The following is an 11,861-nucleotide window of genomic DNA, read 5'->3' as shown; positions in this document are numbered from 1 at the left end:
AAGCCGAAGCAACAAGGATAGCCACGCGCGTTGTGCGGGCAGGGGGAAAACTGTTTGGCCGATGAGTTCATTCTCGAAACGGAAGGCTTGACCAAGGAGTTCGCGGGCTTCTTCGCCGTCCGCGACGTTGCGCTCAAGGTTCGCCGTGGGAGCATTCACGCGTTGATCGGCCCGAACGGCGCCGGCAAGACGACGTGCTTCAATCTTTTGACCAAGTTCCTCAAACCGTCTGCCGGAAAAATCCTGTACAAGGGGCAGGACATCACCGCGATGGCGCCCGCCGACGTGGCTCGCCTGGGGCTGGTTCGCTCGTTCCAGATCTCGGCGGTATTTCCCCATCTCACCGCGCTGGAAAACGTGCGCGTCGCGCTTCAGCGCCAGCACGGCAGCTCCTTCGATTTCTGGCGCTCCAAGTCCGTCCTCAACCAATTCAACGATCGCGCGCGCGAGCTGTTGAACGATGTCGGCCTCAGCGAGTTTTCCAATACGCCCGCGGTCGAGATGCCCTACGGGCGCAAGCGCGCACTGGAGATCGCAACCACGCTCGCGCTCGACCCGGAGATGATGCTGCTGGACGAGCCGATGGCCGGCATGGGCCACGAGGACATCGACAAGATCGCGGCGTTGATCAAGCGCATCTCCGCGAAATACACCATCCTGATGGTCGAGCATAATCTGAGCGTCGTTGCCAATCTCTCCGACATCATCACCGTGTTGACGCGCGGCCAGGTGCTGGCGCAAGGCCATTACAGCGAGCTCACCAAGGACGAACGCGTCAAGGAAGCCTATCTGGGAGCCGGTCATGGCTGAGACTGCAACGGCGGAAGCTCCCGCAAAGGCCGCGAGCGGCGGCAACCTCCTCCAGGTCCGCAACCTCGAAGCTTGGTACGGCGAGTCCCACATCCTGCACGGGATCAACTTCGACGTGAACGCGGGCGAGGTCGTCACCCTGCTCGGGCGCAACGGCGCCGGCAAGACCACCACGCTGAAGTCGATCATGGGCATCATCGGCAAGCGCACCGGCTCGGTGAAGTTCAATAACCAGGACATCATCCGCACGACCTCGGACAAGATCGCGCGGATGGGAATCGCGTTCTGCCCGGAAGAGCGGGGAATTTTCGCCAGCCTCGATGTCCGCGAGAACCTGCTGCTGCCACCGGTGGTGCGTCCCGGCGGATTGCCGCTCGAGCAGATCTTCGATCTGTTTCCGAACCTGAAGGAACGGCTCAACAGCCAGGGAACCAAACTCTCCGGCGGCGAGCAGCAGATGCTCGCGATCGCGCGCATCCTGCGCACCGGCGCGAACTTCCTGATGCTGGACGAGCCGACGGAGGGTCTCGCGCCCGTCATCATCCAGCAGATCGGCCACACCATTGCGCGGCTCAAGAAGGAGGGTTTTACGATCCTCCTGGTCGAGCAGAACTTCCGGTTCGCATCCACTGTCGCTGACCGCTATTACGTGGTCGAGCACGGCAAGATCATTGACGGATTTTCCAATGCGGAGCTCGCCGCCAACATGGACAAGCTCCACACCTATCTCGGTGTCTAGAACTGCCAACAAGAAGATTCATAGGGAAGTAGCATGATGACAAAGTCGATTGCGTCGTTTCTGCTCGGCACGGCGCTGGCCGTGACCACCGCGGGCGTAGCCTTCGCGCAGGACAAGACCGTCAAGATCGGCGCGCTGTCCGATCAGTCCGGGCTCTATGCCGATCTTGGCGGGCCGGGCTCGACGCTCGCCGCGCAGATGGCCATTGAAGATTCCGGTCTGGCTGCGAAGGGCTGGAAGATCGACATCATCTCGGGTGATCACCAGAACAAGCCCGACATCGGCACCGCGATCGCGCGGCAATGGTTCGACGTCGACAAGGTCGACCTCATCGTCGACGTGCCGAATTCCGGCGTGGCGCTCGCGGTCAACAACGTCATCAAGGAAAAGAACGGCGTCTATATCAACTCGGGCGCGGCGACCTCGGATTTGACCAACGCGCAGTGCTCGCCCAACACGGTGCACTGGACCTACGACACCTACATGCTTGCCCACACCACCGGCCAGGCGCTGGTGAAGGCCGGCGGCGACACGTGGTTCTTCCTGACCGCGGACTACGCCTTTGGCGCGGCGCTGGAGCGCGACACCACCGCTGTCGTTACCGCAAATGGCGGCAAGGTGGTCGGCGGCGTCAAGCACCCGCTGAACACGCCGGACTTCTCGTCCTTCCTGCTGCAGGCGCAGGCTTCCAAGGCCAAGATCATCGGCCTTGCCAATGCCGGCGGCGATACCACCAACACGATCAAGCAGGCGGCCGAGTTCGGCATCGTCAAGGGCGGCCAGAAGCTCGCGGCGCTGCTGCTGTTCCTCACCGACGTCAAGGCGATCGGGCTCGAGACCGCACAGGGCCTCAACTTCACCGAGACCTTCTACTGGGACATGAACGACCAGACCCGGGCGTTCTCGAAGCGCTTCGCCGAGAAGATGAAGAACAACGCGCCGCCGACCATGGTGCAGGCCGGCGTCTATGCGGGCGTGCGTCACTATTTCAAGGCACTGGAAGCGCTCGGCGGCAACCCGCATGACGGCGTCAAGGTCGTCGAGAAGATGAAGTCGATGCCGACGGAAGACGATCTGTTCGGCAAGGGCGAGATCCAGCCCAACGGCCGCACCATCCACAATGCCTATCTGTTCGAGGTGAAGAAGCCCTCCGAGTCCAAGGGACCGTGGGACTTCTACAAGCTGGTCGGCACGGTGCCGGGCGACCAGGCCTTCACGCCGCTGTCCGAGAGCAAGTGCGCGCTCTTGAAGAAGTAAGCTAACCGCCCGCAGGCCATCAGGCCTGCGGGCGACTTTCAGGGAACGCCGAAGGGACCAGGTGCGGGATCGATGCAGGCTCTTTACGCTCAGCTACTGGTAGGACTGATCAACGGCTCGTTCTACGCGCTGCTCAGTCTCGGGCTTGCCGTGATCTTCGGCATGCTCAACATCATCAATTTCGCCCATGGCGCGCTCTACATGATGGGCGCGTTCGTCGCCTACTTCCTGCTGAACCTCGGCGGCATCAACTACTGGTGGGCGTTGCTGCTTGCGCCTGTTATCGTCGGCATCTTCGGCATGATCCTGGAACGGACCATGCTGCAATGGCTGACCGGGCTGGATCATCTCTACGGCCTGCTGCTGACCTTCGGCATTGCGCTGATCGTGCAGGGCGTGTTTCAGAACTACTTCGGCTCCTCCGGCCTGCCTTACGCCATTCCGGACCAGCTCAAGGGCGGCATGAATCTCGGCTTCATGTTCCTGCCGGTCTATCGCGGCTGGGTCGTCATCTTCTCGCTGGTGGTCTGCATCGCGACCTGGTTTCTGATCGAGAAGACGCGGCTCGGCGCCTATTTGCGCGCCGCCACCGAAAACCCGACGCTCGTGCGCGCCTTCGGCGTCAACGTGCCGCGCATGATCACGCTGACCTACGGCCTCGGTGTCGGCCTTGCAGCGCTCGCCGGCGTGCTGTCGGCGCCGATCAACCAGGTGCGGCCGTTGATGGGCGCCGACCTCATCATCGTGGTGTTCGCGGTGGTCGTGATCGGCGGCATGGGATCGATCATGGGGTCCATCATCACCGGCTTCGCGCTCGGTGTGATCGAAGGCCTGACCAAATATTTCTACCCCGAGGCCTCCAACACCGTCGTGTTCGTGCTGATGGTGCTGGTGCTCTTGGTGAAGCCAACGGGATTGACGGGAAGGGCGGCCTGATATGACAGCCTTGACGGACGACACGCTGCCGGTAACCCCGCGCGCGATCCGCGACGAGATGATCGTGTTCGTGGTGATGGCGCTGCTGCTGGCTTCGGTGCCATTCACGGGGGTCTACCCGTTCTTCGTGATGCAGGCGCTGTGCTTCGCGCTGCTCGCCTGCGCCTTCAACCTGCTGATCGGCTACGGCGGTTTGCTGTCCTTCGGCCATGCGATGTTCCTGGGCACGGCCGGCTATTGCAGCGCGCATGCGCTGAAAGTATGGGCGCTGCCGCCGGAACTCGGCATCCTCGTCGGGGTCGCCGGTGCCTTCGTGCTCTCGCTCATCACGGGCTATATCTCGATCCGCCGCCAGGGCATCTATTTCTCGATGATCACGCTGGCGCTGTCGCAGCTCTTGTACTTCATCTACCTCCAGGCGCCGTTCACCCATGGCGAAGACGGCATCCAGGGTATTCCGCAGGGACGCATGTTCGGCGTCTTCGATCTGACCAAGCCCACCGTGCTCTACTACGTGGTGCTGGTCGGTTTCCTCGCCGGCTTCCTGCTGATCTTCCGCATCATCAACTCGCCGTTCGGCGAAGTCCTCAAGGCGATCCGCGAGAACGAGCCGCGCGCGATCTCGCTGGGTTACCGCACCGATCAGTACAAGTTTCTGGCTTTCGTCCTGTCGGGCACGCTGGCCGGCTTTGCCGGTGCGCTGAAAGTCTTCGTGGCGCAGAATGCCTCGCTCACCGACGTGCACTGGTCGATGTCGGGCGAAGTCGTGCTGATGACGCTGGTCGGCGGACTCGGAACCGTCTTCGGTCCCGTGGTCGGTGCCTTCGTGATCATCGCCATGCAGCAATATTTGGCGGGGTTCGGCCAATGGGTGACCGTGATCCAGGGCTCGATCTTCGTGATCTGCGTGCTCACCTTCCGCCGTGGCGTCATCGGCGAAATCGCGCATTACTTCCGGCGGTCGCTGTAAGTCATTGATATAATAGAAGATGTGTTGACGCGCGAAAGCGGTGGATGATCCAGCTCCACGGGCGTGAGGTGGCACGCGCGTGGATCGAAAATGGTCTATGACAGTTTCATGACGGCCCGCTTGGGCCAGGCCATCATCCAACCGGTAGTCTCTCCCCCATGATGCGATTGTTTCGCGCTTTCCTGCCGAAGGAAGAACGGTTCTTCGACCTGTTCGACCGCCACGCCCAGACCGTGATCCAGGGCTCGATCGCGCTCCAGAGCATGCTCAACGGGGGCGAGGAGACGCCGGTCTATTGCCAGCGCGTCAACCAGTTCGAGAACGATGCCGACAACATCACCCGTGAGGTGCTGACCGCGGTGCGCCGCACCTTCATCACCCCGTTCGACCGCGGCGACATCAAGAACCTGATCACCTCGATGGACGACGCCATCGACCAGATGCAGCAGACCGCCAAGGCCGTGATGCTGTTCGAGGTCCGCAGCTTCGAGCCGCCGATGCGGGAGATCGGCGGGCTTCTGATCGAATGCGCCAATCTGGTCGGCCGCGCGCTGCCGCTGATGCAGAAGATCGGTCAGAACGTGGCCATGCTGACCGCGATCACGGAAGAGCTTGGCAAGCTGGAAGGCCGCGTCGACGATCTCCATGATATCGGGCTGAAGGAACTGTTCCTCAAGCATCGCGGCGGCAACGCGATGGATTTCATCGTCGGCGCAGAGATCTACGACCATCTCGAGAAAGTCGCCGACCGCTTCGACGACGTCGCGAACGAGATCAACAGCATCGTCATCGAGCAAGTTTAGGGCAGGGGCCACGCCGTGGATGTTGCGTTGGGTCTTCCCGTCCTGGTCGGATTGATCGCCGTCGCGCTGCTGTTCGACTTCCTGAACGGCCTGCACGACGCCGCCAATTCGATCGCGACCATCGTCTCGACCCGCGTATTGCGGCCGCAATACGCGGTGTTCTGGGCCGCGTTCTTCAACTTCGTCGCCTTCATGGTGTTCGGGCTGCACGTTGCCCAGACTATCGGCACCGGCATCATCGATCCCGCGATCGTGGATGCTCAGGTGATCTTCGCCGCGCTGGTCGGCGCCATCGTCTGGAACCTGGTGACATGGGCGCTCGGCATCCCATCGTCCTCGTCTCATGCATTGATCGGCGGCTTGTTTGGTGCCGGCGTGGCCAAAGCCGGCCTTTCAGCGGCGGTCTGGAGCGGGTTGTCCAAGACGGTGATCGCCATCGTGCTGTCTCCGCTGGTCGGCTTCCTGCTCGCGATGGTGCTGGTCGCGATCGTCTCCTGGGCCTCGGTGCGCTCCACGCCCTTTGCCGTGGATCGCGCCTTCCGCATCCTGCAATTCGCCTCCGCCTCGCTCTATTCGCTCGGCCATGGTGGTAACGACGCTCAGAAGACCATGGGCATCATCGCCGTGCTGCTCTATTCGCAGGGCCAGCTCGGCGGCGAATTCTTCGTACCCTTCTGGGTGGTGCTCTCGTGCCAGGCCGCGATGGCGATGGGGACGCTGATGGGCGGCTGGCGCATCGTCCGCACCATGGGCCTGCGCATCACTAAGCTGACCCCGATGCAGGGCTTTTGCGCCGAGACCGGCGGTGCCGCGACCCTGTTCATGGCGACCTTTCTCGGTGTTCCGGTCTCGACCACCCACACCATCACCGGCGCCATCGTCGGCGTCGGCGCGGCCCGCCGCCTCTCGGCGGTGCGCTGGAACGTCGCCAGCTCGATCGTCTATGCCTGGGTGATTACGATGCCGGCCTCGGCCATCGTCGCCGCACTGAGCTGGTGGGCGGTCAAGATCTTCGTCAGGTAACCAGCTTCAGTCCGACAATGCCGGCGACGATCAGCCCGATGCTGGCGAGGCGGAACGCGGTGGCCGGCTCGCCGAACAGGATGATGCCGAGCGTCGCGGTGCCGACCGCACCGATGCCGGTCCAGACCGCATAAGCGGTTCCAATCGGCAGCGATTTGAGAGCGAGCCCGAGCAGGATGATGCTGCCGGCCATGGCGCCGAGCGTGAGGATTGACGGAACGAGCCTGGTGAACCCCTCGGTATATTTGAGGCCGATCGCCCAGGAGATCTCCAGCAGACCGGCGACGAACAGGATGCTCCAGGCCATGACGACCCTCCATTCAAGGCAGGGTCGTCCCCGCGACTGGTGTGCTGATAGCAAGGGAAGGCCGTCCCTCCCAACCCAAGCCCGATATGGGGCTGGCCGGAAGCCTCCGCAATCACCAGATCAGGCTTGATCAGGCTCATTTTCCCTGCCAAACGCTGCCGCAATGTCCGACATCGCCACCACAGCCGAATCGACGGCCCGTTCCTCGCTTGCCGCTGAAGTGTCGCGGCGGCGTACTTTTGCGATCATCTCGCATCCGGACGCCGGCAAGACCACGCTGACCGAAAAGCTGCTGCTGTTCGGTGGCGCCATCAATCTCGCTGGCCAGGTCAAGGCCAAGGGCGAGCGGCGCAACACGCGTTCGGACTGGATGAAGATCGAGCGCGAGCGCGGCATCTCGGTCGTGACCTCGGTCATGACCTTCGAGTTCGAGGGCCTCGTGTTCAACCTGCTGGACACGCCGGGCCACGAGGACTTTTCGGAAGACACCTATCGCACGCTTACGGCGGTCGATTCCGCCGTCATGGTGATCGACGCCGCCAAGGGCATCGAGGCGCGCACCCGAAAGCTGTTCGAGGTATGTCGTCTTCGGGATATCCCGATCATCACCTTCATCAACAAGATGGACCGCGAGAGCCGCGACGTCTTCGAGCTCCTCGACGAGATCGAGAAGACGCTGGCGCTCGATACCACGCCGATGACCTGGCCTGTCGGCCGCGGCCGCGAGTTCCTCGGCACCTATGACGTCGTCAATGGCGGCGTGCGCCTGCTCGAAGGCGGTGGCGCCAAGACCGGCGCGGCGCAGCAGATCGAGATCGCCGAGCTCGCCAAGCTCAATGCCAATCTCGACGTGTCGGCGGTCAAGGACGAGCTCGAGCTCGTCACCGCGGCTTCAAAACCGTTCGAGCTCGAAGCGTTTCGCGAGGGCCATCTGACGCCGGTTTATTTCGGCAGCGCGCTACGCAATTTCGGCGTCGGCGACCTGCTGCAAGGGCTCGGCAAGTTCGCGCCCGAGCCGCGCGCGCAGGAGAGCGACCAGCGCAAGGTCGAAGCCACCGACCCGCGCATGAGCGCCTTCGTGTTCAAGATCCAGGCCAATATGGATCCCAACCACCGCGACCGTATCGCCTTCGCGCGGCTGTGCTCCGGCAAGCTGAGCCGCGGCATGAAGGCGAAGCTCGTGCGCACCGGCAAGAGCATGCCGCTGTCCAGCCCGCAATTCTTCTTCGCGCAGGACCGTTCGGTTGCGGACGAAGCCTATGCCGGCGACGTCGTCGGCATTCCCAATCACGGCACGCTGCGCATCGGCGATACGCTGACCGACGGTGAGGATTTCAACTTCGTCGGCGTGCCGAGCTTTGCGCCGGAAATCGTCCGCCGCGTGCGTCTCACCGATGCGATGAAAGCGAAGAAGTTGAAGGAAGCGCTTCAGCAGATGTCGGAAGAGGGCGTGGTGCAGGTGTTCCGCCCGCGCGACGGCGCACCGGCGTTGGTCGGAGTCGTTGGCGCACTCCAGCTCGACGTGCTCAAGGCCCGGCTGGATGCGGAATATTCCCTGCCAGTCGAATTCGAGGTCAGCGAGTTCCAGCTCGCGCGCTGGGTCTCGTCGGACGACCGCAAGAAGCTCGATACCTTCATCGCTGCCAACACCTCCAGCATCGCCGACGATGTCGACGGCGATCCCGTCTATCTGGCGCGGAACGAGTTCTATCTCGGCTACACAAGGGAACGGGCGGAGGGCATCGAGTTCACCAACGTCAAGGACGTCAAGAAGAAGGGCTAGGGTGGGGCTCCGTCCGCTCCTCACCCTCCGCTGTCATGCCCCGGCTTAACCGGGGCATCCAGTACGCCGCGGCCTCTCGGCTCAACAACGATCGCCTCTGGAATACTGGGTCGTCCGATCAAGCCGGACGACGACACCGTGGGTAAACGCGAGCACGTGAACGCGAATGGCTTGAAGCCGCTTCAAGTCCTACCAATTTGAATGTGGTCGCCCGTTTGGTGCTCCCGATGTTGCGCGCAATCCTCGTGCTGTTCCTGACCGTCTTTGCCGTGATCGCCGCCGATGCGCGGCCGCGACAAATCAACCCAATTCCGTTTTCGCACGAGCCGTGCAGCGTCCTAGATGGCCGGCCCTGCACGCCGTCCTATTGCAGCCCGCTCGAGCCTGGCCCCTGCATTCCCGAGATCGACTATCCCTACGGCCAGAACCTCCAGCTCACGATCCAAAGCGTGCCGGCGGAGGCGGATCGCGCCAAATACCAAAAGCCGGATCACGATCTCGATACGATTGGCGATCTCTTCGCCGAGCTGCGCAGCTGCTGGTCGCCGCCATCGGACAATGCGCGCGCGGGCATGCAGATCGCCGTGCGCTTCAGCTTCAACAAATCGGGCGGCCTGATCGGCCCGCCGCGCCTGACCTTTGCGACCGCAGGCGTGCCCGCCGAGACGAGAACTACCTATCTTAATGCAATCAATTCATCGTTGAACGCCTGCCTGCCGCTGAAGTTCACCGGCGGTTTTGGCGGTGCCATCGCCGGGCGGCCGATCGCGATCCGGTATGTCGACAATCGCGAGATCGGCAAGTAGCGCATCAGTTGCGACCCGCGGCCAATCGATGATACGCCATGGGCTGGGGCGCTGGTTGAGGGGAGAATCTCGTGGGTCTGCTGGTTATGATCCTGGGGCTTGCGCTGTTTTTTGCGGCGCATGTGTTCACGACGAAACGCGATGCACGCGCGCAGGCCATCGCGAGAGTGGGCGAGGGGACCTACAAGATCCTCTATTCGCTTGCCTCGCTTGCGGGGCTCGCACTGATCATCTGGGGCTTCGCGCATTATCGCGCGACCGGCTGGATCGACGTCTGGTATCCGCCGAAGGCGCTGAAGCACATCACGCTCGCACTGATGCTGCCCGCGGTCATCCTGGTGGTTGCGTCCTATCTGCGCGGCCGCATTTACGCGACACTGAAGCATCCGATGCTGGCCGGCATCAAGCTGTGGGCGGCGGCGCATCTTCTGGCCAATGGCGATCTCGGCTCCATCATCCTGTTCGGGTCCTTTCTGGGCTGGGCGGTGTATGACCGCATCACGCTGAAGCGTCGCACCGATGGCGGCGGTCCGCCGATTCCGGTCGGCGGCGTCACCAACGATCTGATCGCGGTCGTGGTTGGAATCGTCGCTTATCTGGCGCTGGCTTTTGCGTTCCATCCCGTCGTCATCGGCGTTCCCGTGATGGGCGGCTAGCCGATCAGCACAAGACAGGACCGCATGCCCGTGCGCGGAAGATAACGAAAGTAACAAGCCAAGGGCAATCCGATGGACTGGTCGCATTCTCCAGATCCCGCCAATGCGGTTCGAGGCGCGCTTCGGCGATCGGGTGGTACCGGCATTTTGCGATCGGCCGTCGAGCCTGTGGGCGATGATTGCGGACGCCTGCGCCCGCAATCCCGACGGCGAAGCGCTGATCTCAGGCGGTGTCCGGCTGAGCTGGCGGCAGGCCGTCGAGCAGGCTGCGCGGATCGCGGCGGGATTTCGCAAGCTCGGATTGCAGCGCGGCGATCGTGTCGCGATCCTGCTCGGCAACCGCGTCGAATTCCCGCTGCTGCTGTTTGCTGCCGCCCATGAGGGGCTCGTCACGGTGCTGCTCAGCACGCGGCAGCAGAAGCCGGAAATCGCCTATGTGCTCGCCGACTGCGGCGCCAAGATCCTGATCCACGAGGCGGCACTTGCGGAGCGGCTGCCGGACGCACTGGACGTGCCCGATGTGATCGACCGCATCGCCATCGACCACGATCCGGCTCTGTCGGATTTCGCGGTGCTCGTCGACAACGCCCCGGCCGCGGCACCGGTCGAGACGAGCGAGGAGGACACCGCGATGATCCTCTACACCTCGGGCACGACAGGCAAGCCGAAGGGCGCGATGCTGGCCCATTGCAACATCGTCCATTCCTCGATGATCTTCATGTCCTGCCTGCAATTGACGGCGGCCGACCGTTCGATCGCGGCAGTGCCGCTCGGCCATGTCACCGGCGTGGTCGCCAACATCACGACGATGATCTGCTGCGGTGGCGCGTTGATCATCATGCCGGAGTTCAAAGCCGGCGAATATCTCAAGCTCGCCGCGCGCGAGCGCGTCACCTACACGGTGATGGTGCCGGCGATGTACAATCTGTGCCTGCTCCAGCCCGATTTCGAGAGCTACGATCTGTCGAGCTGGCGCATCGGCGGCTTTGGCGGTGCTCCGATGCCGGTTGCCACCATCGAGAAGCTCAAGGCGATCATTCCCGGCCTCGCGCTGGCGAATTGCTACGGTGCGACCGAGACCACGTCGCCGTCCACGATCATGCCGGGCGAGTTGACGGAAAGCCATATCGACAGCGTCGGACTGCCGTGTCCGGGTGCGCGCATCCTGGCGATGGACGCGGACGGGCGTGAGCTGCCGCCTGGGGAAATCGGCGAGCTCTGGATCCAGAGTGCGTCCGTCATCAAGGGCTACTGGAACAATCCCAAAGCCACGGCCGAAAGCTTCACCAGCGGGTTCTGGCATTCCGGCGATCTCGGCTCGGTCGACGCGGAGGGATTTGTCCGGGTGTTCGACCGGCAGAAGGACATGATCAATCGGGGTGGCCTCAAGATCTATTCGGCCGAGGTCGAATCCGTTCTGGCCGGCCACCCGGCCGTGGTTGAGAGCGCGATCGTCGCCAAGACGTGCCCGGTGCTGGGGGAACGCGTCCACGCCGTGGTGGTGACGCGTGCACCGGTGGACAGCGAGGCCTTGCGCGCCTGGTGCGCGGAGCGGCTGTCGGACTACAAGGTCCCGGAAACCATGGTGATCACCGCGGAGCTCTTGCCGCGCAATGCCAATGGCAAGGTGCTGAAGCGGCAGCTGCGGGAGCCGTTGGGAACCTGACCCGGGGAGGCGGTCTCTCGGGCTGTCCCGGGTGGTTAACGCCTTGATCGGGCTCGCTTTGCCTTGCCACCGCCATATCGTTAGGGTACCCCGCCGCCACGTGGG

The 11,861-nt window shown here is 63.1% G+C and carries 11 protein-coding genes and 1 pseudogene; 11 read left to right on the top strand and 1 reads right to left on the bottom strand.

Features of this window, described 5'->3' with window-relative positions; translation table 11 throughout:
• The first annotated feature begins 54 nt into the window (after positions 1 to 54).
• The 7 genes from AB3L03_RS02875 to AB3L03_RS02845 all read left to right on the top strand — a co-directional run bounded on the left by AB3L03_RS02875 (position 55) and on the right by AB3L03_RS02845 (position 6,538).
• A complete protein-coding gene (locus AB3L03_RS02875) occupies positions 55 to 810 on the top strand; it encodes an ABC transporter ATP-binding protein (RefSeq protein WP_018459153.1) in 756 nt (251 codons plus the stop codon).
• Positions 803 to 1,549, top strand: a complete 747-nt coding sequence (locus tag AB3L03_RS02870) for an ABC transporter ATP-binding protein (RefSeq protein WP_007609233.1) — start codon at positions 803 to 805, stop codon at positions 1,547 to 1,549. Before AB3L03_RS02875 ends, AB3L03_RS02870 begins: the two co-directional genes overlap by 8 nt.
• Positions 1,550 to 1,582: 33 nt before the next feature.
• The gene (locus tag AB3L03_RS02865) at positions 1,583 to 2,806 is read left to right on the top strand and encodes an ABC transporter substrate-binding protein (RefSeq protein ID WP_018459152.1); all 1,224 of its coding nucleotides are present in this window, start codon (positions 1,583 to 1,585) and stop codon (positions 2,804 to 2,806) included.
• A gap of 72 nt (positions 2,807 to 2,878) precedes the next feature.
• Complete coding sequence (locus tag AB3L03_RS02860) at positions 2,879 to 3,742, top strand: branched-chain amino acid ABC transporter permease (RefSeq protein WP_018459151.1); 864 nt, start codon at positions 2,879 to 2,881, stop codon at positions 3,740 to 3,742.
• Between the two features lies 1 nt (position 3,743).
• Positions 3,744 to 4,712 carry a branched-chain amino acid ABC transporter permease gene (locus tag AB3L03_RS02855; protein WP_007592084.1) on the top strand — a complete coding sequence of 323 codons (969 nt, stop codon included), beginning with the start codon at positions 3,744 to 3,746 and terminating at the stop codon, positions 4,710 to 4,712.
• A 158-nt stretch (positions 4,713 to 4,870) separates the two neighbouring features.
• Positions 4,871 to 5,515 carry a DUF47 domain-containing protein gene (locus tag AB3L03_RS02850; RefSeq protein ID WP_018459150.1) on the top strand — a complete coding sequence of 215 codons (645 nt, stop codon included), beginning with the start codon at positions 4,871 to 4,873 and terminating at the stop codon, positions 5,513 to 5,515.
• Positions 5,516 to 5,530: 15 nt separating this feature from the next.
• On the top strand, positions 5,531 to 6,538 hold the full coding sequence (locus AB3L03_RS02845) for an inorganic phosphate transporter (protein WP_085395960.1): 1,008 nt from the start codon (positions 5,531 to 5,533) through the stop codon (positions 6,536 to 6,538).
• Here the strand turns inward: AB3L03_RS02845 and sugE are convergent.
• A complete protein-coding gene (gene sugE / locus AB3L03_RS02840; protein ID WP_085395961.1) occupies positions 6,531 to 6,845 on the bottom strand; it encodes a quaternary ammonium compound efflux SMR transporter SugE in 315 nt (104 codons plus the stop codon). The two genes, AB3L03_RS02845 and sugE, sit on opposite strands and share 8 nt — an antisense overlap.
• A gap of 163 nt (positions 6,846 to 7,008) precedes the next feature.
• On the opposite strand from sugE, the gene AB3L03_RS02835 reads away from it, so the two are divergent.
• The 4 genes and pseudogenes from AB3L03_RS02835 (at position 7,009) to AB3L03_RS02820 (ending at position 11,756) form a co-directional block, all read left to right on the top strand.
• Complete coding sequence (locus tag AB3L03_RS02835) at positions 7,009 to 8,628, top strand: peptide chain release factor 3 (protein WP_085352891.1); 1,620 nt, start codon at positions 7,009 to 7,011, stop codon at positions 8,626 to 8,628.
• A 227-nt stretch (positions 8,629 to 8,855) separates the two neighbouring features.
• A complete protein-coding gene (locus AB3L03_RS02830) occupies positions 8,856 to 9,434 on the top strand; it encodes a hypothetical protein (RefSeq protein ID WP_085352892.1) in 579 nt (192 codons plus the stop codon).
• A gap of 71 nt (positions 9,435 to 9,505) precedes the next feature.
• Complete coding sequence (locus tag AB3L03_RS02825; protein WP_026233743.1) at positions 9,506 to 10,090, top strand: NnrU family protein; 585 nt, start codon at positions 9,506 to 9,508, stop codon at positions 10,088 to 10,090.
• A 72-nt stretch (positions 10,091 to 10,162) separates the two neighbouring features.
• Positions 10,163 to 11,756 (top strand): annotated as a pseudogene (locus AB3L03_RS02820) (class I adenylate-forming enzyme family protein).
• Positions 11,757 to 11,861: the final 105 nt, after the last annotated feature.

Source organism: Bradyrhizobium lupini (genome assembly GCF_040939785.1).
In the GTDB taxonomy this organism is placed as follows: domain Bacteria; phylum Pseudomonadota; class Alphaproteobacteria; order Rhizobiales; family Xanthobacteraceae; genus Bradyrhizobium; species Bradyrhizobium canariense_D.
This window is presented reverse-complemented; position numbering and strand designations above follow the sequence as displayed.

Excerpts from the sequence above, each read along its gene's own strand:
- AB3L03_RS02870 (WP_007609233.1), top strand. The coding sequence starts at position 803 with ATGGCTGAGACTGCAACGGCGGAAGCTCCCGCAAAGGCCGCGAGCGGC.
- AB3L03_RS02865 (WP_018459152.1), top strand. The coding sequence starts at position 1,583 with ATGATGACAAAGTCGATTGCGTCGTTTCTGCTCGGCACGGCGCTGGCC.
- AB3L03_RS02860 (WP_018459151.1), top strand. The coding sequence starts at position 2,879 with ATGCAGGCTCTTTACGCTCAGCTACTGGTAGGACTGATCAACGGCTCG.
- AB3L03_RS02855 (WP_007592084.1), top strand. The coding sequence starts at position 3,744 with ATGACAGCCTTGACGGACGACACGCTGCCGGTAACCCCGCGCGCGATC.
- AB3L03_RS02850 (WP_018459150.1), top strand. The coding sequence starts at position 4,871 with ATGATGCGATTGTTTCGCGCTTTCCTGCCGAAGGAAGAACGGTTCTTC.
- sugE (WP_085395961.1), bottom strand. The coding sequence starts at position 6,845 with ATGGCCTGGAGCATCCTGTTCGTCGCCGGTCTGCTGGAGATCTCCTGG.
- AB3L03_RS02835 (WP_085352891.1), top strand. The coding sequence starts at position 7,009 with ATGTCCGACATCGCCACCACAGCCGAATCGACGGCCCGTTCCTCGCTT.
- AB3L03_RS02830 (WP_085352892.1), top strand. The coding sequence starts at position 8,856 with ATGTTGCGCGCAATCCTCGTGCTGTTCCTGACCGTCTTTGCCGTGATC.